This window comes from Tardiphaga sp. P4_G1, assembly GCF_056401215.1.
In genome coordinates this window covers 291,106-312,372 of the sequence record NZ_JBFUJU010000005.1, presented here as the reverse complement: position 1 = coordinate 312,372, position 21,267 = coordinate 291,106, and the positions used below count along the sequence as shown (strand labels likewise).

The window sequence follows — 21,267 nt, the reverse complement described above, 5'->3', positions numbered from 1 at the left end:
CAAACTGCCTGCATTCTCAATGCAGGAGAGGCGTTCGCAAGTCGAGGGTCAATGGGAATTCAAGTGTGCGTTCTGCCCTTGGCGGGGCGATTTCGCCGGGCGTGTGGCCGATCTCCTCGAAACGGGCCAGCCGCCGGGCCTCCGCCTCATAGGCATTGACCGGTTTTGTCTCGTAATTGCGGCCGCCGGGATGCGCCACATGATAGACGCAACCGCCAAGCGACCGCCGATTCCAGCTGTCATAAATATCGAACACCAGCGGCGCATGGACCGGAATCGTCGGGTGCAGGCCGGACGCCGGCTGCCAGGCCTTGAAGCGGACGCCGGCGACCACCTCGCCGGCCCGGCCGGTATCGGTCATCGGCAGCGCCCGGCCGTTGCAGGTAATGATGTGCCGCCCCGGCGTGAAGCCATTGGCCTTCAATTGCAACCGCTCCACCGAGGAATCGACATAGCGCACGGTGCCACCGGCAGACCCCTCCTCGCCCAGCACGTGCCACGGCTCCAGCGCCTGCCGGACTTCCAGCGTCACGCCGCCATAGGTGACATGGCCGAAGACGGGGAAGCGGAATTCGAGCTGGGCTTCGAACCACTCTTTCGAGAATTCGTAGCCGGACCGGCCGAGTTCACTCAGCACGTCCTGGAAATCCTCCCAGAGGAAATGCGGCAGCATGAAGCGATCATGCAGCGCCGTGCCCCAGCGGACGAATTTGCCATCCTGCGGCGCGCGCCACATCTTCGCGATCAGCGCGCGGATCAGGAGCTGCTGCGCCAGCGACATGCGCGGATCGGGCGGCATCTCAAGCGCACGGAATTCGACGAGACCCAAGCGACCCGTCGTGCCATCGGGCGAATAGAGCTTGTCGATACAGATTTCGGCGCGATGGGTATTGCCGGTGATATCGACGAGGATGTGCCGGAACAGCCGATCGACCAGCCACAGCGGCGCCTTCTCGCCGGGCGGCGGCACCTGCGCCAGTGCGATCTCCAGTTCATAGAGACCGTCATGCCGTGCTTCGTCGATGCGCGGTGCCTGACTGGTCGGACCGATGAACATGCCGGAGAACAGATAGGACAGCGATGGATGGCGCTGCCAATACAGCACGAGGCTCTTCAGGAGATCCGGCCGGCGCAGGAAGGGCGAGTCCGCCGGCGAGCTGCCGCCGACCACCACGTGATTGCCACCACCGGTGCCGGTGTGACGACCATCGAGCAGAAACTTGTTGGCGCCGAGCCGCGTCTTCGCGGCCTCCTCATAGAGAAACGTCGTGGTATCGACGGCCTCGCGCCAGCTCGAGGCCGGATGGATGTTGATCTCCAGCACGCCGGGATCGGGCGTCACCTTGATGACCTCGACGCGCGGATCGAACGGCGGCGGATAGCCTTCGACATGCACCTGCATCTGCAGTTCTTCGGCCGTCGCCTCCAGCGCCGTCACCAGTTCGAGATAATCTTCAAACTTCTCGACCGGCGGCATGAAGGCACAGAGAATGCCGTCGCGAATTTCAATCGACATCGCCGTGCGTACGCCGCCGGAACGAATCTGCTGCTCCTGGACGTATTGTGCGGCAGGCTGGTTTTCCGCCGACGCGATTTCGTCGAACACCGGCATGTCGCCGCGCGGCTCCAGCGGATCCTGCTCGACGATGAACGGGTATTCCTCTTCGGTGAGGTGCGGCAGCGACGACAACGGCAAGCGCAGGCCCATCGGTGAATCGCCGGGTGTCAGAAACAGGTTGCCGCGGCGCAGCTTCCACCGCTCGGACCGCCAGCGTCTGTCGGCGGCCGTCTCCGCATTCCAGCGCTGGATCGGCAGCACGAACCCCTTCGGCCTGTCGAGGCCATGTTCGAAGACCCGCGCCATGCGCGCGCGTTCCTCCGGATCGGGCAATTTGGAGTCGCCGGGCACGACATTGTTCGGCAGGTTCGATTCCTTCTGCTCCCAATAGACGGGATCCTCGAAGGCCGGGATGACATAGTCCTTCGGCAGGCCAAGCCGCCGCGCCGTGCCTTCGGCGAAGCGCTCGGCGCCGCCGATATCGGCGCTGCGCGGGCCTTCGATCCGTGAGATCAGCGCATCATTCTTCCAGATCGGCACGCCGTCCTTGCGCCAATACAGGCCGAACGCCCAGCGCGGCAGGCTCTCGCCGGGATACCATTTGCCCTGCCCGTAATGCATCAGGCCACCGGGCGCAAAACGCGTACGCAGGCGACGGATCAGATCGTCGCCGAGGCCGCGCTTGGTCGGCCCGACGGCCGCCGTATTCCACTCCGGCGATTCCATATCGTCGACCGACACGAAGGTCGGCTCGCCGCCCATGGTGAGACGCACGTCATGCGCCTTCAGATCGGCATCGACCTTCTCACCGAGTGCATCGAGCCTGGCCCAGGATTCATCGGAGAACGGCTTGGTGATCCGCGGCGCCTCGCGAATACGTTTGACGCCCATCGCGAACGCGAACTCGACTTCGGCAAAGCCGGCCATGCCGGAGATCGGCGCCGCCGACCGGAAATGCGGTGTCGCCGCGACGGGGACATGCCCCTCGCCCGTCAGCATGCCTGAGGTCGCGTCGAAGCCGACCCAGCCGGCGCCGGGGATATAGACTTCGGCCCAGGCGTGCAGGTCGGTGAAGTCGGCTTCGACTTCAGGCGGGCCTTCGATCGGATCGATGTCCGGGCGCAACTGAATGAGATAGCCGGAGACAAAACGCGCGGCGAGGCCGAGATGGCGCAGCGTCTCGATCAGGAGCCACGCAGAGTCGCGGCATGAGCCCGCGCCGGACAGCAGCGTCTCTTCCGGAGACTGCACGCCGGGCTCCATGCGGATGATGTAGTTGACCTTCTCGCGCAGGCGCGCATTGAGATCGACGAGGAAGTTCACCGTGTTCGGCGCTTCCTTCGCGATCTCCGCCATATAGGCCGTGAAGCACGGCCCTGGCTCCGTCGTCGCCATATAGGGCGCGAGTTCGCTCTTCAGGTCGTCGGTATAGGCGAAGGGAAACGTTTCGGCATAGGGCTCGACGAAGAAGTCGAACGGATTGATCACCGTCATCTCGGCGGTGAAGTCGACCTCGATCTTCAGTTCATTCGCCGGTTCCGGGAAGACGAAGCGCGCCAGCCAGTTGCCTTGCGGATCCTGCTGCCAGTTCACGAAGTGATTGGTCGGCGTGACCTTCAGCGAATAGCTCAGAATCGGCGTGCGCGCATGCGGCGCGGGTCGCAGCCGGATGGTCTGCGGCCCCAGCGTGATCGGCCGATCATATTTGTAATGGGTGACGTGGTTCAGTGCGACGAAGATCGACACAGTGGCGCAACTCCAGCAGCTTTTTTAAGCAGAACACCGGAGGTGCCAGGGATCAAGCTCTAACAACGGGCACGATGTGCCTCGATTGGGGGCGCTTCACCTAACTCAGCCCTCATGGTGAGGAGCGCGCCGCTTGGCGCGCGTCTCGAACCCTGAATCGAAGTGCTGGGCCATCCTTCGAGAAGCGGCGCAAGTGCGCCGCTCCTCAGGATGAGGACGGAGCAGCGGTCACCCTCACATCGTCGCGCCCAAGACCCAAGGCGCGAACTCCGCGCCGCCGAAATCGAAGCTCTCGCTCTTGGTCGGGGCGCCGGAGGCGGTCTTGAGCATCAGCTCGAAAATACGCTGGCCGCATTCCCCGACCGTCTCGTCGCCATCGAGGATGGTTCCGCAATTGATGTCCATGTCCTCTTCCATCCGCTTGAACATCGGCGTGTTGGTGGCGAGCTTGATGGACGGCGCCGGCTTGCAGCCGAACACGCTGCCGCGGCCGGTGGTGAAGCAGACGAGATTGGCGCCGCCGGCGACCTGCCCTGTCGCAGCGACGGGGTCGTAGCCGGGCGTATCCATGAACACAAAACCCTTCTTGGTGATCGTCTCGGCATAGTTCAGCACATCGACGAGATTGGTCGAGCCGGCCTTGGCCATAGCGCCCAAAGATTTTTCCAGAATGGTGGTGAGGCCGCCGGCCTTGTTGCCGGGGCTCGGATTGGCGTTCATCTCGGCGCCCTCGCGTTCGCAATAAGCATCCCACCAGCGCATCAGCCCGACCAGCTTCTCGCCGACCTCGCGCGACACCGCGCGGCGCGTCAGCAGATGCTCGGCGCCATAGGTCTCCGGCGTTTCCGACAGCACCACGGTGCCGCCATGGCGCACCAAGAGATCGCTCGCCGCGCCGAGCGCCGGATTGGCGGATATGCCCGAATAGCCATCGGAGCCGCCGCATTGCAGGGCCACCGTCAACTCGCTGGCAGAGACTTCCTCGCGCGTGACCTTGTTGGCATCGGCCAGCACTTCATTGACGAAGGCTACGCCGGCCTCGGTGGTCTTGCGGGTGCCGCCGATCTCCTGGATCTGCATCTCGCGCAAGCGCCCGGCGAGCTTCTGCTCCTGCATCAAGCCGCCGATCTGGTTGATCTCGCAACCGAGGCCGAGCACCACCACGTGGGAGAAGTTCACGTGCCGCGCGTAGCCGCCGAGAGTTCGTCGCAGCAGCGTCAGCGGTTCGTCCTGCGTCATGCCGCAGCCGGTCTTGTGGGTGAGCGCGACGACGCCATCGACATTGGGATAGTCGGCGAGCGGATTGTGCCCGGTGAAGGGATTCTTCTTGAACACGTCGGCAACCATGCTGGCGACATGGGCGCTGCAATTCACCGAGGTGAGGATGCCGATATAGTTGCGCGTGGCGACGCGGCCATCGCTGCGCCTGAGGCCCATGAAGGTGGCGGGCAGATCGAAATTCGGCGTCGGCTTGACGTCGACACCGTAAGCATAGTCGCGGTCGAAATCGCCCATGCCCATGTTCTGCGTATGGACATGCTGGCCGGGCGCGATCGGCTGGGTGGCAAAGCCGATGATCTGCCCGTAGCGGCGGATTTCCTCGCCGGTGGCGATGGGCCGGATCGCGACCTTGTGGCCCGCGGGGATGCGTTCCGACGTCACGACGCCTGTCGTCACCTCGATACCGGGCAGCAGCGTGGTGCGCGCGATCAATACGGCGTCGTTGTCATGCAGACGAATGACGGGAGATGGAACCATCGGGATTTCCTCGCGCGCGTTTTGTGGTCTGGCAGACCTCTTGTTTGGAATGACTCTAGCTGAAAGAAGCAGGCGGCGTCAGCCCTGCTTTGGGCCATGATGACGCCGATCAGACATGCGTCATCGCCCCCATTGTTTGCGGCGCGGGGGCGCCGTCGTCGCTTGCATTCCCACCCTCTTGCGAGAGGGCGTGCGGAACGCCGGGTGCCCGTTGCCCCCTTGGGCCTGATGCGAATGCGGACTTCCGCAGGTTAGTGTGCATCAGGACTTTCGGAGGCGCCGAGCAAGTGCCCGACGTTCCGCCTGCGGTGTTTTTTCGGTTGCCTGCACATCTGCCATGGCGAACGGTCCCATCACCAAAATTAATGTCCCAGGGCGGAGGGACAGGGTAGCCGCAAAGCACTTGGCCGAACGCGTTTCGATTTGGTCGTCCGTCACACTGCCCAGAGAGTCTTTCCATCCCAAGGTCGGTCGTCTCCTTGCCAGTGGCAGTGCTGGCGCAGATCCGTCCTGCCCGAAGACAGACGTTCCCCCATGAACCGCGTGACGCCGCATCTCCGGCGTCCACCGCATCCCACCCCGCGAACGTGACGATCGCGATCGCCCCTCTCGGTGGGGCAGGACGAAGGGGAATATAAACCTGATGGGGATGTTGTCAACGGGAGATAGGAAAAAATGTTTAGGGCCGTCTTAGCGCCCCACACTGTCATTCCGGGGCGCGGGCGCGCCTTCGCGCACGCGAACCCGGAATCCCGACCTGCTTTGCGCTGAACACTCTGAGATTCCGGGCTCAGTCCGGCCCGCTTCGCGGTCCGTCCTGCCCCGGAATGACAGTGGGGGCAACGCCCCCGGAATGACGCCCAACTACTGCGGCTGCGGTCCCAGACTTGCGGCAAGCTCGGCCCAGACCGGCGCCTCTTCCTTGTAGAGCGCCTGGCTCGCCTCCAGCGTCATCGGGCCCTCGTCGATACCCTGGCTCTTGAGCAGCTCGCGAACGCGATCGCTCTTGCCGGCGCCAACGAACAGCGCGGACAGTTTTGCGACCACCTCCGGCGGCGTCTTCGCCGGAGCAACGCAGCCCTGAAAGGTCAGTAAGCTGTGCGCGCGTGAGGTTGCGCCCTGTTCGAGGAATGTGCCGACGTCGGGAAGATCCTTGATGCGGCGGCGCGACACCGCAACGGCGCGCGCTTTCCCGGTTTGCAGCACCGGCAATGCCGCGGCATAGCTGCCGATGCCGGCATCGATCGACCCACCGGCGAGATCCTGCCACATCGGCGCCTCGCCGCGATAATGCACCGCCTCCATCTTCAGCCCATACTGCTTGTTGAGCTCGACGATGACCATATGCGCGAAGGAGCCGGACGCATATGTGCCGACATTCACCTTCTCGGCCTTGCGCGCATAGTCGATGAAGTCCTTCAGCGTCTTTGCGCCGACCTTCTCGCTCACCATCAGCGGCAGGCTGCCGCCCGGCATCACCGCGACCCAGGCGAAGTCCTGCGGGACACTGTATTTGATGTCCTTGATGAGAACGGGATTGAGCATATAGGCGGTGGTGTTGCAGATCATCAGCGTGTGGCCGTCGGGATCGGAGCGTTTCAGCTCCATCGCTGCGACAGCGCCGCCGGCACCGGCCTTGTTCTCGACCACAACGGTCTGCCCGAGTTCACGCGACAGATACTCGCCGTAAACGCGCGAGAATTGATCGGTCTGGCCGCCGGCCGCGGAGCCCGCGAGAATCTTGATCGGCTTGGTCGGCCAGCTATTGGCGCGGACGAGTGACGGCGCACTCAACAATGCAGCAGCGCCTGCGCCCGCGGTGACGAATTGGCGTCGATTGAGCAGACGCAAGTTGTTTCGCACGATCATCCTCCCGATTTGATCTTATCTCTGCGGATAAGTGTATCGAGTATGACCGGCTTCGCCTGCGAAGGCAAAGCAGAGTGACACGCACAGATGTTCTAAGAACACATGCAGTAACGCCGCCTCCGGCCTGCATGCCATCAGCCGGAATATTGCCCGGCAGTTGGCGGCGCGTCACGGCTTCGGTGGAAAATGCGTTCGCCAATGCTGCGCGACATCGATGCCGCGGCAGAACCATACGCCATCATGCGCGCTCATATGTTCAAGCATCTTGATGAGCCCGCCAACACGGCCAGGACGGCCGATCAAGCGGTCATGCAAACCGATGGACAGCAGTTTCGGCGCGCCGGCGACGCCTTCCGCGTAGAGAACATCGAACGCATCGCGCATGTAAGTGAAGAACTGCTCGCCGGTCGAAAAACCTGAATTCTCGTTGAAGCGATTGTCGTTGGATTCATAAGAGTACGGCACGACGAGAAACGGGCCGTGCTCGGTCTTCACCCAGTAGGGCAGCTCATCCGCGAGCGAGTCGCGGTCATAGAGAAAGCCGCCCTCCTCCGCGAGCAGCCGCCGCGTGTTGGGACCGGGACGTCCGGTCATCCAGCCGAGCGGGCGGCTACCGGTCAGCTCGGTGAGTATCTCGATCGCCTTGCGGATATGCGCACGCTCGGTCGCTTCATCCACATGGCAATAGTCGATCCAGCGATAGCCATGACTCACCATCTCGTGGCCGCGCGCGACGCAGGCTCTCGCCAGTTCCGGATTTTGCTCCATCGCCCGCGCGACGCCGAGAATGCTGACCGGTGCCTTGAAGCGATCGAGAATATCGAGAATGCGCCAGGCGCCGCGACGGCCGCCATATTCGAACACGGACTCCACCAGCGGAACGCGAACGCCCTCTTTCGTCGGCACGCCGATGTCATTCAGCATGCCTTCGGAGACTGCATCGCCATTCGCCAGCGTAGCCTCGCCGCCACCTTCGATATTCAGGCTGATGCTGACCGCAATCTTCGCGCCGTTCGGCCAGCGCGGATCGGGTGACGTGGCGCCGTAACCGACGAGATCGCGCGCCTGCATCGGTTCAGGACGGATGTCGCCGGGCTTCATCGCTGCAAATTCGGACATAGGGCCTCCGGAATGGCTCGGTCGAGTGGCACGGTGCAGGCATCATAACCGAAGAACCAGTCGGTCTCGGTCGGGCCATGCATCCATGAATTGGCGATGGAGATCTGCTGGATGTCGGCGACCCGCGGGATTCGGATCATCGTGTAATGCGCGAAAGCCGTGGCGGAATCGCCGAACTCGGCGATGCAGCGGCTGAGGATCGCGGCGTCCTCGATGGCCGCCGAGCCGCCGGCCGCCATGAATGGACGCACCGCATGGCAGGCATCGCCCATCAGCACCACGCGGCCCTTGTGCCAGGTGTCGTTGCGCGGTCGGTCGAAGATCGGCCACACGGTGACATCTTCCGCCGCTTCCGCCGCGCGCCTGAGATCGGGATGCGCACTGTCGAAGGCGGCAATGAATTCGTCGCGGTCGCCCTTCACCGGTGAACCGTCGCCGTCCCAGCGCGCCATCGGCAGCGCCGCCATGACATAGACCTCGTTGCGGTCGGGCGTCATATAGTAAGCGAGCGTATGCCGGTCGGGCGCCCACCACTTGGTACAGTCGTCGATAGGGTCACCCTTGATGCGGCTCGCCGGAAACACCGCGCGCGGTGCAGAACGCCCGATGAAGCGTGGCTCTTCCGCGCCAAGGATGAGTTCGCGGGTGATGGAGCGAATGCCATCAGCGCCGATGGCGATATCGGCTTCCGCGCTTGTGCCGTTCTCGAAACTCAAAATGAGCGCGTCGCCGCGCTCCTCGATGCCGGTGAGCTTGTGGCCGAAACGGATGGTGCCGGGCGCGAGCGGTCGCTGCAGCAACTGATGCAGATCGGCACGGTGGATGTTGACAAAAGGGCCGCCAAAACGCGCTTCGCATGCCGCGTCGAAATCGAGCCTGTAGAGCTGTTCGCCCGTGTCCCATGCGCGGCTGAGAAACGCATCGGGGCGAATACCGGTGGCGGCGAAGGCGTCTTCGAGGTCGAGCCGGCGCAGCACCTTCGAAACGTTGGCGCCGAGAATGATGCCGGCGCCGATGCGCGAAAAACTCGGCGACTGCTCATAGACCGCGACCGGGAAGCCGGCGCGCTGCAGCAGCCCCGCCACCGTCAATCCGGCGAGACCCGCGCCGAGAACGGCGATCCGTGTTCCGCGATCCATCTCTCACCTCGTTCCAGCGGCGCCACAGCGTCCGGGTAGCACATCATTCGATAGCGAATGATTTCGCATAGAACGGGCCGATCGCGACTGTCAAGCGACGGCCTGAGCCGCCTCAGAAACGAGCCATATGCGCGGATTTTACGCGGAATTTCATTTATCTCGATGAGTTTTTGGGCAGCGCCGCCGTTGATCTTCATCAAGGCCGCCCTTAGGATTTATTCGATTGCGAATGAATTTGAACGCGCCGCTTGCGCACCGAAAGCCGGCCTCCTCCTCACCCGCCACTGAAGGTCAGACCATGAAATTCCGCGCTCGCCTCACCGCCGCCCTGCTCGCGACCCTGGCTACGGCCGGCGTCTCCACCGCGCAGGCTGCCGAGATCAATTTCATCACCGATTTCGGCTTCAACGGCCGCCACGCTTATTTCTACGTCGCCCGCGAGAAGGGCTACTACAAGGCCGAGGGCTTCGACGTGACCTTCGTGCGCGGCCAGGGCTCGGCCGACGCCATCAAGAAGGTTGCTGCCGGCGTCGCGACCTTCGGCTTCGCCGATGCCGGTTCGCTGGTGCTGGCGCGCGGCAATGACGGCGTGCCGGTGAAGCTGGTCTCCGTGGTCTATGCGAAGCCGCCGCAGGCGATCTTCGCCATCAAGGGCAGCGGCATCAATTCGCCGAAGGATCTCGAAGGCAAGACCGTCGCCGACACCGCATCAAGCTCGGTGCGCCTGCTGTTCCCGGCTTTCGCCAAGGCCGCCGGCATCGACGCCAGCAAGGTGAAGTGGGTGGTCGCCGAAGGCTCGGCGCTGCCGTCGCTGCTCGCCAATGGCCGCGCGGATGCGATCTGCCAGTTCTCGGTCGGCGAGCCGCTGATTGCAGCAGCCGTGGCGCCGAAGGAAGTCACCCGCATCAATTACGCCGACTCCAATCTCGATTATTACGGCAACGGCCTGATCGCCTCCGAGGAGATGATCGCGAAGAGCCCGGATCAGGTGAAGGCCTTCGTCCGCGCCACCATCAAGGGCATGAAGGACGCCTTCGCCAATCCGGCGGAAGCCGCCTCCATCATGGCGAAGTATCAGAAGGAGCTCGCACCTGCCGTGATCGAAGGCGAGACCAGGCTGGTGAAGGAACTCGCGGAGGTGAAGGGATCGCTCGGCCATATCGAGCCGAAGAGCATCGCCAGCACCGTCGATGTGATGTCGGCCAACTTCACGCTGAAGAATCCCGTGAAACCGGAAGACCTGTTCGCGCCGGGCTTCATCGACTGATGACGGCGATCCCCGCACACAATGATGCGCCGTCGCGGACTGCCGCGGCGGTGGTTCCTGCGATCGACCTCAAGGGCGTCATCAAGACCTATCCCGGGCGCGACGGCAAAGCCACGCATGCACTCGGCCCGGTTGATCTGCGCATCGATCCCGGCAGTTTCGTCTCGGTGGTCGGCCCATCAGGCTGCGGCAAGTCCACGCTGCTGCGCCTCGTTGCAGGGCTGGAAATGCCGGACACCGGCACCATGCAGCGCTATGGCACGCCGCTCGACGGCCCGTCGCATGAAGTCGGCATCGTGTTTCAGGAGCACGTGCTGTTTCCATGGACCAGCGTGCTCGACAACGTATTGCTTCCCGCCGACGTGCTGGCGCTGCCGAAAGCCGCCGCGCGCGAGCGTGCGCTGAAGCTGCTCGAACTCACCGGCCTGAAGGATTTCGCCCATCAGCGCCCGCAGGCACTGTCCGGCGGCATGAAGCAGCGCGCCGCCTTCTGCCGCGCCATGATCTCCGATCCGCGCCTGCTACTCCTCGACGAACCCTTTGGCGCGCTCGACGCGCTCACTCGCGAGGAATTGTCGCTCGAACTCTCGCGCCTCTGGCAGGAACTGGGCCGTGCCGCGCTGCTCATCACCCACGATATCGAGGAGGCGATCCTGCTCGGTGACCGGGTGTTGATCATGTCGGAACGCCCCGGCACCATCCGTGCCGACATCACCATCGATCTGCCGCGTCCGCGCGATGCCGACACCGTGAAGCTGCCGCGCTTCCAGGAGATCAAGAACCAGATCCGCGACGTCATCTTCAACCGGACGGGTGGCTGATCATGTCCTTCTCGCGCTTCATCGACCGCGCCGCCACGCCGCTGATCTATCTGGCGCTATTGATCGGCTGGGAACTCATCTGCGACGCCCTGAAGATTCCGACCTGGATCCTGCCGGCGCCTTTGGAGATCTATCATTCAGCCGTGAAGTGGGCGCCGGAGCTTGCCTCCAATACGCTAGTAACGCTCCGTGAAACGGTGCTCGGCTTCGTGCTGGCGATCGCGCTGTCGCTGCCGCTGGCGATCCTGATCAGCCTCAATCCACTGGCGCGCCGGATCATCTATCCGATCCTGCTCGGCCTGCAGTCGGTGCCGAAGGTCGCCGTGGCGCCGCTGATCATCCTGTGGTTCGGCCTCTCGGAATGGCCGAAGATCCTGGTCGTGGTGCTGGTCTGCTTCTTCCCGATCCTCGTCAACATGGTCGCCGGTTTCGAGGCTGCGCCAAAGACCATGCTCGACCTGATGCGCTCGCTCGGCGCCTCGCCGCATATGGTGTTCCGCCGGCTGCGCGTTCCCGTGGCGCTGCCGCACTTCTTCACCGGCTGCAAGGTGGCGGTGACCTTCGCCGTGATCGGCGCTGTGATCAGCGAATTCGTCGCCGCGCAGGACGGGCTCGGCTATCTGATCCTGACCTCCACCGCGCAGTCGCAGACGCCGCTCGCTTTCGCCGCCATCGCGCTGCTCACCGTGCTAAGTATTGCGCTGTTTCACGGCATCGAGTTTATCGAACGACGTGTGATCGACTGGACGCCGTGACGCCATGACTGACGAGACATCCGGATCGAAACCACCCTCGCGTCGCCCGACGCGCGCGCGCGCGGCGATGCGCGAACAGGTCGATGCCATTTTTGCGCAGTGGCAGACGGAGCGGCCGGATATCGACCCCAGCCCGGTGCACATCTACGGTCTGATCGGCCGGATTCAGATGCAATGTACGGCCCTCATCGACGAGGCGCTCGCGCCCTTCGAACTGACGCGCGGCACCTATGACGTGCTGACGGCGCTGCGCCGCGCTGGCGCGCCCTACAGCCTGTCGCCGAAGCAGATCGCCCAATCACTGCTACTCAGTGGCGCAGGCCTGACCAGCCGGCTCAACAAGCTTGAGGCGCAGAATTATCTAGCACGGTTGCCGGAGCCGAACGATCGCAGGACGCTGCGCGTGCAGCTCACCTCGGCGGGCGAAGCCGTGATCAACGAAGCGATTCCGCGGGTGTTCGACGTGCAGCGGGAGTTGTTGGCACCGCTCGGACTCGAAGGGCAGCAGTTGCTGATGCAGGAGCTGATGCGTTTTGCGGATGTGATCGACGGCCGGCAGAGCGAGATCAAGATAGACACGGTGCCGGTGGTGGAGTGATCCTTCCTTCTCCCCTTGTGGGAGAAGGTGGCACGGCCGAAGGCCGTGACGGATGAGGGGTCCGGCCGGGCTCGAAGCTTGTGGCTACCCCTCACCCGTCTCGCCGCTTCGCGGCGATCCACCCTCTCCCACAAGGGGAGAGGGAAGAGAGCCTGTGGCTTACGCCTTGCCGCCCGAGCCCTTGCGGGTGTCGTTGACCCAGCTCTTCGCGCCGGTGGCGAGAATGCCGCTGTCGTTGAGCAGTGTCACCAGCTTGAAGCCCATGCCGATGTTTTTCGCAGCACCCACGGGGCCCGAGCAGTGGATGCCCGGGTTGAGGCCGCGCTTGTCGCATTCCTTGATCAGCTTGTCGTAGATCTTGAGGATCTCCGGCTCCTCGCGGTCGAGCTTCGGCACGAGGCCATAGGAGAAGCCGAGATCGCTTGGGCCGACATAGACGCCGGCGATGCCTTCGACATCGAGGATCGCTTCCATGTTGTCGACCGCAGTCTTGGTTTCCAGCATCGGCAGGCAGATGATGTCGGCATTGGCGGTCTTCTGGTAGTCGCCGGCGCCGCCATACATGCCCGAGCGGATCGGGCCGTTGCTACGGGTACCACGCGGCGGATACTTGCAATACTGCACGAAATTCTCGGCTTCTTCCTTGGTGTTGACCATCGGACAGATCACGCCATAGGCGCCGCCGTCCAGCACCTTGCCGATGATGCCGGGCTCGTTCCATGGCACGCGCACCATCGGCGTCACCGGATGCGCACCCATTGCCTGGAAGCACTCCACCATCGACATGTAGTCCTGCACGCCATGCTGGATATCGACGGTGACGCTGTCGAAACCGCACTGCGCCATCACTTCGGCAGAGAAGCCCGACGGAATCGCGAGCCAGCCGTTGACGGCAACCTTGCCCGCCTTCCAGATTTCCTTGACCTTGTTTGCCACCGATATTTCCTCCGCTCTTCATGAGACGTCATGGCCGGGCTTGTCCCAGCCATCCACGCCTTTTCAGTGATTGATAGTAAAGACGTGGATGCCCGGGACATCAAGCGAAGTCCTCGCTTCGCGCTGCCCGGGCATGACGACGGTGAGTGTTGCGTGACGCATGACTACGACGTCGCCTTCTTCACGGCGTCTTCGCTCACGCCGACGTCGCGGGCGGTCTGCACGATGGCAGCCCAGGTCTCATCCGGCAATGGCACGCCATTGGCGGTGCGCTCGGCGCGAGTCTTCGCTTCGTTGTCGCCGGGGATCAGGACCGCATCGACGCCGGCGGCCGGCTTGGCGCTCTTGAAGAAGTCGACATAGCGCGCGACTTCGCCATCGAAGAAGTTCGCGGGGTCGATCACTTTCGGATCGATATAGATCGAGAACATGCCATTGGCGAATGGCCGATCATACTTGGTGGCACCGTTGCCGGTGAGCGCGCCGCCGAGCAATTCGCAGATCAATGCGAGGCCCGAGCCCTTGTGATCGCCGAAGGCACGGATGGCGCCGGTGCCCTTGGAATGATCGCGCGGACCTTGCATCTCATGCGGGCCGTAGAGCAGCGCCGGGTCTTCGCTCAGCGTGCCATCGGGCGCAATCAGCGCGCCCTTCGGCAGCTTCTTGCCGCCGCGCGAGGCGACCAGCACCTTGCCTTCGGCGACCACCGAGGTCGCGAAGTCGAGCACCACCGGCATCTGTCCGGGACGCGGAATGCCAACGCAATACGGCGCGGTGGACAGACGGCGCTCGACGCCGCCATAGGGCGCGACCAGCACGGAGCCTGCCGCGGTAACGAAATGGATCGAGACGAGGCCTTCGGCTGCCGCCATCTCGGCCCAGTCGCCGATGCGGCCGATGTGACCGGAATTCTTGGTGGCGATGGCGGAGAGACCGGCCGCCTTGCACTTCTCGATGCCGAGCTTGACCGCCTGCGGGCCGACCGTCTGGCCATAGCCGAAGCGGCCATCGACGACGGCGAGCGACGGCGTATCGACGGGGATTTCGATGGTCTGGTTCGGGGTGATCATCCCGTTATTGCGCCAGCGGATATAGACCGGAACGCGGATGACGCCGTGGCTGTCATGGCCGGTGAGGTTCGCTGTCGTGAGATAGGTCGCGATGCGCCGGGCTTCTTCCGGAGAAGAGTCGGCATGGGCGAACACGTCGGCAACGAAATCGATGAGCTTGTTGACTTGAACTGTAACCATGGCGGGACATTCGTCCTTGTTGATGGGCAGCGAGGCCGTCAGTGCAAGCCCTCAATGGGCCGCAAGACCTGCTGCAGGTTTACCATGACCGCCGAGATAGGCGGCCGCGATGGCCTCGTTGGCCCAGAGATCCTCCGGCTTGCCGCCGAGCACGATACGGCCGGTTTCCAGCACGTAGCCCTGATCGGCGACGGATAGTCCCATGCGCGCATTTTGCTCCACAAGCAAGACCGTGGTGGACAGGCGAATTTCCGTGATGATCCGGAACACCGCCTGCACGATCACCGGCGCGAGGCCGAGCGAGGGCTCGTCCAGCAGTAGCAACCGCGGCTTGGCCATCAAGCCTCGGGCGACCGCCACCATCTGCAACTGACCACCGGACAGCGTCCAGCCGAGCGCACCAGAGAACTTCCGTATGTCGGGAAACAGGTCGAACATCGCGTCGGCTTCACCAGACAATTCGGCCTTGCTCGCTTTGCGATTGGAGCCGCCAAGCATGATGTTCTCTTTCACCGTCAGGCCGGGAAATACCCGCCTGCCCTCCGGCACATGGGAGATGCCCATCCGCACGATGGCTTCCGGGCCCAAACCTGCGATCGACTTGCCGTCGAACAGGATGTCGCCCGAGGCCGGCTTGGCGAGACCGGAGATCGCACGCAGCGTGGTCGACTTGCCGGCGCCGTTGGCACCGAGCAGCGTCACCACCTGCCCTTCCTCGACATTGAACGACACACCGCGGAGCGCGACGATTTCGCCGTAACGGACATTGAGATCGTTGATTTCAAGCAGCGGCATCAGTCTGTTCCGAGATAGGCCGAGACGACGTCGGGATGGCGGAGCACCGCCATCGACTCGCCATCGGCAATGCGCCGTCCGAAATTCAGCACGGTGATGTGCTGCGCTGCTTCCGACACCAGCGTCATGTCGTGATCGATGATCAGGATGGTCAGCCCCTGCGCGGCGATGCGCTTGAGCAGTTCATGCAGTTCGAGCTTCTCGGTCGAGTTCAGACCGGCGGCGGGCTCGTCGAGCAACAGCAGCGTCGGGTTCGCCGCCAGTGCGCGCGCGATCTCGATGAGGCGCTGATGGCCGTAGGAGAAGCTGGAGATCAACTCCATGGCGCGCGGGCCGAGGCCAACGAAAGTGAGTGCCGCCAGCGCCCGCTCGGTCAGCGCGGCTTCATCGCCCTTGCCGGTGAGCGTATTGCCCGGCCGCTCGGCGCCGATGATGACGTTTTCCAGCGCGGTCATCGAGCGGAACAGGCGGATGTTCTGGAAGGTGCGGCCGAGCCCCGCCGCTGCGCGCAGATGCGGCGGCATCGTGGTGACGTCGGTGCCGTCCAGCACCACCTTGCCCGAGGTCGCATTGTAGAGACCCGACAGCACATTGAGCGTCGTGGTCTTGCCGGAGCCGTTGGGGCCGATCAGCGCATGCACGCCGCCGCGGCGCACGGATATGTCGACCTGATCGACGGCTTTCAAACCGCCGAAGTGTTTCGACAGGCCGGTGACTTCGAGCACCATGTCACCGCCGGTCGCCGCTGGCCTGAGCTGCAGCGGCGCGCTGGTCACAGCCACCTTCTTGCTGCTTCGCATGCGATCATAGGCCGCGGTGACGAAGCCCCAGATGCCGTCGGGCATGAAGCGGATGATCAGGATCACCGACAAGCCGTAGATCGCCAGATAGAGGCCCGGCACGCTCTTGAGGAAGCGCAGCCATTCCGGAATGAGGATCAGCAGGCCCGTGCCGATGGCCGAGCCGATCGGCGATGCCACGCCGCCGAGCAGCGACATGGTCAGGAACACGATGGATTCGGCGAAGGAGAACTGATCCGGCGAGATATAGGCGAAGCCGCCGGCGAACAGACCGCCACCGAGACCGCCGAGCACAGCCGATATGGCGAAGGCATAGACCTTGGTGCGGAACACATCGATGCCGTTGACGCCGGCTGCGAGTTCGTTGTCGCGCACCGCGCGCATGGCGCGGCCGAGCCGCGTCTCCGGCAGATGCCAGACGATGTAACCGACCAAAGCGAGCATCGCGACGCAGAAAGCGAGATAGGATTGCGACGACAGGAACAGCGACGGGCGGCCGATCTTCGACACGCCGTCCGGTCCCTTGGTGAGCCAGATCGCATTGATCATCACCAAAGTGACGATCTGCTGGAACGAGATCGTCACCATCGCGAGGTAGTGGCCGCCGAGCCGCAGCGTCGACAGGCCGAGCACCGCGCCGGCGACCAGCGCCATCACGCAACCCGCCACCAGACAGAGCCAGTAGCTGAGCTGATAGTCCGTGGTGCCGATACCGACCGCATAGGCGCCGAAGCCGAAGAACGCCGCCTGCGCAAGATTGATCTGCCCGCACAGGCCGAGCACCACCGACAGGCCGAACACGGCGATGGCGAAAGTGGTGGCCTGCATCAGGATATTGAGGATGTAGCCGTCGAACTGCATCGACGCGGCGAGGAAGACCACGATAGCCGCGCCGATGAAATACGGCGCGTGACGCAGCAGCAGCGGTTTCGGGCGTGTGATGACCACTGCCGGGATGTTGTCGCTGGAGGTGCTCATGCTTTCTCCGCGACACGTTCGCCGAAGATGCCCTGCGGACGGAACACCAGGAACAGCACCAGCACGAGGAAGGCGAAGCCGTCCTTGTAGGGTACGGAGATATAGGCAGCGCCGAACGTCTCGATGATGCCGAGCGCGAGACCGCCGATGATGGCGCCGGTGACATCGCCGAAGCCGCCGATAATGGTCGCCGCAAACGCCTTCAGCGCGATGGTCGAGCCCATCTGGATCGACACGAACAGGATCGGCGCAACCAGAAGCCCGGCAAGACCGCCGAGCACGGCCGAATAGATGAAGGTGACCATGATCATGGTCGAGACGGAAATACCGAGCAGCGACGCCATCTCCTTGTCCTGCGACGTGGCCTGCAGCTTCTTGCCGATCATCGTGTGTTCGAAGAACCAGTAATTGAAGATCACCAGCGCGATGGTGACCACGATGATCAGCAGATACTGGCTGTCGAGATAGACCGGACCGAGCTGGATGCCCGGCGTATCGAACCAGCCCGGCAGCACCTGCGGCTGCGGGCCGTACAGCGCCAGCACGCCATTGGCCATCAGGATCGAGGCGCCGATGGTAGCGATGATCACAGGCAGATAGGTGCGGTGGCGCAGCGGATAATAGACGCCGAGATTGAAGATGACGCCGATGATCGCCATGCCGGCGAGCGCAATGATGAAGGACAGCCAGTAAGGCAGTTCCAGATCGACGGCGCAGACCACCATGAGATAGGCGGCGACCATCGAGAACTCACCCTGCGCGAAATTGACGACATTGGTGGCGCGGAAGATCAGCACGAAGCCCAGCGCCACCAGCGCATAGACGGCTCCGATACCGATTCCCGTAAACAGTAACTGCAGTACCAGATCCATCAGGCGTGCTCGGTGGGAGGTGATTTTGCCAAGAACTCGTCATTCCGGGATGCGCCCGCTTCGGCGCAGACCCGGAATCTCCACATGGTGAGCGCGGCAACAGGCGCTGAACATTTCGGGATTCCCCGCCACTCCAATTGGAGTGGCTGAGGTTCACGCGGAAGACGCGCGTGCCCCGGGATGACGATTTAGGCCGTCGGAAGACGGCCCTCACCGTCAATTATCGAATTCGATGTGCTTGTCGAAGACGATGTTGCCCTTTTCGTTCTTCACGATGTTGTAGCCGTGCAGACCGTCGCCGTTCTTGTCGAAGTTGTATTCGCCTTCGGCTCCCGGATATTTCTTGACCGTGAGGATCGCCTCGCGGATCTTCTGCGGATCGGTCGAGCCGGCATTCTTGATCGCTGTTGCCAGCACGTTGATCGCATCATATGGCCAGGAGCTCTGGTTATCCGGTGCAACCTTGTAGGCATCGCGATAGGCCTTGCCGAAGGCCTTCGACGCCTCGGAGGAATCTTCCGCGTAATCGGCGACGCCATAGGTGCCGTAGAGCGCGGGGCCGGCGAGCTTCAATGCCGTGACATTGACGATCGAGGGCGAGCCCACCCACGGAATGTTGACGCCGAGTTGACGGAGCTGGCGAGCAAAAATGCCGAGATCGTTTTCGAAGGTGAAATAGGAACCGAGAATATCGGCGCCGGACTGTTTGATCGCCAATACGACAGGCGTGAAATCCTGGCTCTGATTGGCATAGCCCTGATCGAGCGCGACGGTTGCACCCAGCGGCCCGAGCGCTTCGGTCAGTGCCTTGCCGCCCGCGGTGCCGAACGCATCGGTCGAATGCAGCACGGCCCACTTCTTCTTGTCGAGATTCTTGACGCCATATTCGGCGATGACGCGGCCGGAATAGCTGTCATTCGGACGGAAACGGAACAGCCAGGGATTGCCGAGCTTGGTGAGGTTCGGATCGGTACCGCCGAACATCACAGGCTTGCCGAGTTTGAGCACGTCGGGCGCCATCGCATGCACCTGAGTCGAGCGGATCGAACCGAGGAAACCGACGATGTCGGGATTGGCAGCAAGCTTGGAGAAGGCCAGCACGATGCCGGGATTGGTGGTCTGATCGTCCTCGATGATCAGTTCGATCTGTTTGCCGAGAATGCCGCCCGCCTTGTTGATGGCCTCGACCGCAAGCTTGGCGCCGCCGGTCGCATATTTGCCCGCTTCCGCAGCCGGTCCCGTGATCGGCGCGCACATGCCGATCTTGATCGTTCCGCCGCCCTGGGCGCGCGCGCTGCCAATGATGTAGGGGGCGGTCAGACCAGCGGCCAATCCTGCCGTGAATCCACGTCTCGTGAGCGTCATCGTTCTCTCCCTAAGAGGCCGGACTTGAGCGCCAGCCTTCTTTTGATGGCGGGAGTTGAGCGAAAAATTCTTCTCCTGTCTACAGCCCAGCGAAATTCGTACGACGAATTAACGCTCGCGTGACGTGCGACGGCCTTGCCGCAAAAATATGCAGGTCAGTTATTCACCAGCGTCATCGTCCTCCGCCCCATCGGCAGCAGGCATGGCCAGCAGCGCAGCTTCCAGCTCATGCAACAAAGCCTGCAGGTCCGACAATTTGCGCGCGCCGAAGCGCTTCGTCATCTCGGCATAGATTGCCTCCGATGTGGGCGCGACGGCCTCGATCAATTTCAATCCCTTTGACGTGATCGAAACAATGCTGCGGCGCAAATCGGCCTTCAGCAAGCGCCGCTCGATCAGCTTGCGCCCTTCGAGATCACGCAGGATGCGCGACAGGCTCGGCCCCAGCAGGAAGGCGACCCGCGCGAGTTCCGTCACCTCGATCTCGCCCGACGCCGCGAGCGCGCGCAGGATGCGCCATTGCTGTTCGGTGAGATCATGCGCCCGCAGCGATGGGCGAAAATGTCGCATCACCGATTCCCGCGTTCGCAGCAGCGACATCGGCAGCGACTGCGAGAAGTCGCGCATCGGGATTTTCGCGGCGGACTTGGCGGCGGTCCGTGGCTTTGATGCTGTCGTCATGATCGCCTCTATAAGATGATTCTGGCGCATCCCAGTGTGCAACGCACAATCGAATTGTCACGGCCGGGGTTTGATCGCAACAACTTAACATGTTAATCACTTTTCCGCGCGGCTTTTCTGCGCGGGATGACGACGCGATGGCACTCACCTCTTCAGACATATCAAGCGCGGCGCAGCGCCTGCATCACGCCGAGAAGACGCGGACGCAGATCCGGCAATTGTCGCTGGACCATCCCGGCATCACCATCGACGATTCCTATGCGATCCAGAAGGCCTGGATCGCAATCAAGACCGGCGAAGGCCGCGTCGTGCGCGGCCACAAGATCGGCCTCACCTCCAAGGCGATGCAGAGCGCGCTGAATATCGACGAGCCGGATTCCGGCGTGCTGCTCGACGACATGTTCTTCGCCGATGGCGGCATCGTTCCCACCGATCGCTTCATCGCCACCCGCGTCGAGGCCGAACTGGCTTTCGTGATGAAGACACGGCTCGAAGGGCCTGATTGCACGATGTTCGATGTGCTCAATGCCACCGACTTCGTGGTCCCGGCGCTGGAGATCCTCGACACGCGCGTCGAGCGCGTCGATGCCGCAACCAAAGCCACGCGAAAGATCTTCGACACCATCGCCGACAATGCGGCGAATGCCGGGATCGTGCTCGGCGGCCGGCCGATGCGTCCGCTGGAGACTGACCTGCGCTGGGTCGGCGCCATGTGCCATCGCAACGGCCAGCTCGAAGAAACCGGCCTGGCCGCTGGTGTGCTGAATCATCCCGCCACCAGCGTCGCCTGGCTGGCCAACAAGATCGCGCCGCATGGGCTCGCGCTGGAACCCGGTCAGGTCGTTCTCGCCGGCTCGTTCATTCGCCCCATCGAGACCCGCAAAGGCGACACGATCCAGGCGGACTATGGCCCATGGGGCACCGTGAGCTGCTACTTCGGCTGAACAGGGATCACGCACC

Annotated in this window: 18 protein-coding genes; 5 read left to right on the top strand and 13 right to left on the bottom strand. The window is 63.2% G+C overall.

Annotation, left to right across the window (positions count from 1 at the left end):
• Positions 1 to 16 precede the first annotated feature (16 nt).
• From AC1DUY_RS14165 to AC1DUY_RS14140, 6 genes are all read right to left on the bottom strand, one after another.
• On the bottom strand, positions 17 to 3,304 hold the full coding sequence (locus tag AC1DUY_RS14165) for a transglutaminase family protein (RefSeq protein ID WP_478115000.1): 3,288 nt from the start codon (positions 3,302 to 3,304) through the stop codon (positions 17 to 19).
• Positions 3,305 to 3,538: 234 nt separating this feature from the next.
• Complete coding sequence (locus AC1DUY_RS14160) at positions 3,539 to 5,062, bottom strand: UxaA family hydrolase (protein ID WP_478114998.1); 1,524 nt, start codon at positions 5,060 to 5,062, stop codon at positions 3,539 to 3,541.
• An 864-nt stretch (positions 5,063 to 5,926) separates the two neighbouring features.
• Complete coding sequence (locus tag AC1DUY_RS14155) at positions 5,927 to 6,925, bottom strand: Bug family tripartite tricarboxylate transporter substrate binding protein (protein WP_231079988.1); 999 nt, start codon at positions 6,923 to 6,925, stop codon at positions 5,927 to 5,929.
• A 174-nt stretch (positions 6,926 to 7,099) separates the two neighbouring features.
• Positions 7,100 to 8,050, bottom strand: coding sequence for a polysaccharide deacetylase family protein (locus tag AC1DUY_RS14150; RefSeq protein WP_478114996.1), 951 nt, complete (start codon positions 8,048 to 8,050; stop codon positions 7,100 to 7,102).
• Complete coding sequence (locus AC1DUY_RS14145; protein ID WP_441277932.1) at positions 8,029 to 9,189, bottom strand: FAD-dependent oxidoreductase; 1,161 nt, start codon at positions 9,187 to 9,189, stop codon at positions 8,029 to 8,031. Before AC1DUY_RS14145 ends, AC1DUY_RS14150 begins: the two co-directional genes overlap by 22 nt.
• Positions 9,138 to 9,386, bottom strand: coding sequence for a hypothetical protein (locus AC1DUY_RS14140; RefSeq protein WP_478114994.1), 249 nt, complete (start codon positions 9,384 to 9,386; stop codon positions 9,138 to 9,140). The genes AC1DUY_RS14145 and AC1DUY_RS14140 overlap by 52 nt, the downstream gene beginning before the upstream one ends.
• Positions 9,387 to 9,487: 101 nt before the next feature.
• Here AC1DUY_RS14140 and AC1DUY_RS14135 point away from each other — a divergent pair, with 101 nt between their 5' ends.
• From AC1DUY_RS14135 to AC1DUY_RS14120, 4 genes are all read left to right on the top strand, one after another.
• Positions 9,488 to 10,456, top strand: coding sequence for an ABC transporter substrate-binding protein (locus AC1DUY_RS14135; protein ID WP_441277933.1), 969 nt, complete (start codon positions 9,488 to 9,490; stop codon positions 10,454 to 10,456).
• Positions 10,456 to 11,277, top strand: a complete 822-nt coding sequence (locus AC1DUY_RS14130) for an ABC transporter ATP-binding protein (protein ID WP_441277934.1) — start codon at positions 10,456 to 10,458, stop codon at positions 11,275 to 11,277. The genes AC1DUY_RS14135 and AC1DUY_RS14130 overlap by 1 nt, the downstream gene beginning before the upstream one ends.
• Before the next feature lie 2 nt (positions 11,278 to 11,279).
• Positions 11,280 to 12,032 carry an ABC transporter permease gene (locus tag AC1DUY_RS14125; protein ID WP_441277935.1) on the top strand — a complete coding sequence of 251 codons (753 nt, stop codon included), beginning with the start codon at positions 11,280 to 11,282 and terminating at the stop codon, positions 12,030 to 12,032.
• A gap of 67 nt (positions 12,033 to 12,099) precedes the next feature.
• Positions 12,100 to 12,630 (top strand): MarR family winged helix-turn-helix transcriptional regulator, encoded by a 531-nt coding sequence (locus tag AC1DUY_RS14120; RefSeq protein WP_478114991.1) that lies wholly within the window; start codon positions 12,100 to 12,102, stop codon positions 12,628 to 12,630.
• A 159-nt stretch (positions 12,631 to 12,789) separates the two neighbouring features.
• Here AC1DUY_RS14120 and AC1DUY_RS14115 read toward each other — a convergent pair whose 3' ends face one another.
• The 7 genes from AC1DUY_RS14115 to hpaR form a co-directional block, all read right to left on the bottom strand.
• A complete protein-coding gene (locus AC1DUY_RS14115; RefSeq protein ID WP_478114989.1) occupies positions 12,790 to 13,566 on the bottom strand; it encodes an HpcH/HpaI aldolase family protein in 777 nt (258 codons plus the stop codon).
• A 164-nt stretch (positions 13,567 to 13,730) separates the two neighbouring features.
• Complete coding sequence (locus tag AC1DUY_RS14110; RefSeq protein ID WP_089265089.1) at positions 13,731 to 14,816, bottom strand: malate/lactate/ureidoglycolate dehydrogenase; 1,086 nt, start codon at positions 14,814 to 14,816, stop codon at positions 13,731 to 13,733.
• Positions 14,817 to 14,867: 51 nt separating this feature from the next.
• On the bottom strand, positions 14,868 to 15,611 hold the full coding sequence (locus AC1DUY_RS14105) for an ABC transporter ATP-binding protein (RefSeq protein WP_068735820.1): 744 nt from the start codon (positions 15,609 to 15,611) through the stop codon (positions 14,868 to 14,870).
• Entirely contained in the window at positions 15,611 to 17,389 is a 1,779-nt protein-coding gene (locus AC1DUY_RS14100) for a branched-chain amino acid ABC transporter ATP-binding protein/permease (protein WP_093756549.1), read from the bottom strand. Before AC1DUY_RS14100 ends, AC1DUY_RS14105 begins: the two co-directional genes overlap by 1 nt.
• A complete protein-coding gene (locus AC1DUY_RS14095) occupies positions 17,386 to 18,261 on the bottom strand; it encodes a branched-chain amino acid ABC transporter permease (RefSeq protein ID WP_092146577.1) in 876 nt (291 codons plus the stop codon). Before AC1DUY_RS14095 ends, AC1DUY_RS14100 begins: the two co-directional genes overlap by 4 nt.
• A 216-nt stretch (positions 18,262 to 18,477) precedes the next feature.
• The gene (locus AC1DUY_RS14090) at positions 18,478 to 19,626 is read right to left on the bottom strand and encodes an ABC transporter substrate-binding protein (protein ID WP_089265093.1); all 1,149 of its coding nucleotides are present in this window, start codon (positions 19,624 to 19,626) and stop codon (positions 18,478 to 18,480) included.
• A 159-nt stretch (positions 19,627 to 19,785) separates the two neighbouring features.
• A complete protein-coding gene (hpaR, locus tag AC1DUY_RS14085) occupies positions 19,786 to 20,307 on the bottom strand; it encodes a homoprotocatechuate degradation operon regulator HpaR (RefSeq protein ID WP_231079978.1) in 522 nt (173 codons plus the stop codon).
• Between the two features lie 137 nt (positions 20,308 to 20,444).
• On the opposite strand from hpaR, the gene hpaH reads away from it, so the two are divergent.
• Positions 20,445 to 21,251 (top strand): 2-oxo-hept-4-ene-1,7-dioate hydratase, encoded by an 807-nt coding sequence (gene hpaH, locus AC1DUY_RS14080; protein WP_439066597.1) that lies wholly within the window; start codon positions 20,445 to 20,447, stop codon positions 21,249 to 21,251.
• Positions 21,252 to 21,267 lie beyond the last annotated feature (16 nt).

Coding starts and splice junctions, on each gene's coding strand:
- AC1DUY_RS14130 (WP_441277934.1), top strand. CDS start 10,456: ATGACGGCGATCCCCGCACACAATGATGCGCCGTCGCGGACTGCCGCG.
- AC1DUY_RS14150 (WP_478114996.1), bottom strand. CDS start 8,050: ATGTCCGAATTTGCAGCGATGAAGCCCGGCGACATCCGTCCTGAACCG.
- AC1DUY_RS14100 (WP_093756549.1), bottom strand. CDS start 17,389: ATGAGCACCTCCAGCGACAACATCCCGGCAGTGGTCATCACACGCCCG.
- AC1DUY_RS14145 (WP_441277932.1), bottom strand. CDS start 9,189: ATGGATCGCGGAACACGGATCGCCGTTCTCGGCGCGGGTCTCGCCGGA.
- AC1DUY_RS14090 (WP_089265093.1), bottom strand. CDS start 19,626: ATGACGCTCACGAGACGTGGATTCACGGCAGGATTGGCCGCTGGTCTG.
- hpaH (WP_439066597.1), top strand. CDS start 20,445: ATGGCACTCACCTCTTCAGACATATCAAGCGCGGCGCAGCGCCTGCAT.
- AC1DUY_RS14125 (WP_441277935.1), top strand. CDS start 11,280: ATGTCCTTCTCGCGCTTCATCGACCGCGCCGCCACGCCGCTGATCTAT.
- AC1DUY_RS14135 (WP_441277933.1), top strand. CDS start 9,488: ATGAAATTCCGCGCTCGCCTCACCGCCGCCCTGCTCGCGACCCTGGCT.
- AC1DUY_RS14110 (WP_089265089.1), bottom strand. CDS start 14,816: ATGGTTACAGTTCAAGTCAACAAGCTCATCGATTTCGTTGCCGACGTG.
- AC1DUY_RS14105 (WP_068735820.1), bottom strand. CDS start 15,611: ATGCCGCTGCTTGAAATCAACGATCTCAATGTCCGTTACGGCGAAATC.
- AC1DUY_RS14140 (WP_478114994.1), bottom strand. CDS start 9,386: ATGAAGATCAACGGCGGCGCTGCCCAAAAACTCATCGAGATAAATGAA.
- hpaR (WP_231079978.1), bottom strand. CDS start 20,307: ATGACGACAGCATCAAAGCCACGGACCGCCGCCAAGTCCGCCGCGAAA.
- AC1DUY_RS14120 (WP_478114991.1), top strand. CDS start 12,100: ATGCGCGAACAGGTCGATGCCATTTTTGCGCAGTGGCAGACGGAGCGG.
- AC1DUY_RS14095 (WP_092146577.1), bottom strand. CDS start 18,261: ATGGATCTGGTACTGCAGTTACTGTTTACGGGAATCGGTATCGGAGCC.
- AC1DUY_RS14160 (WP_478114998.1), bottom strand. CDS start 5,062: ATGGTTCCATCTCCCGTCATTCGTCTGCATGACAACGACGCCGTATTG.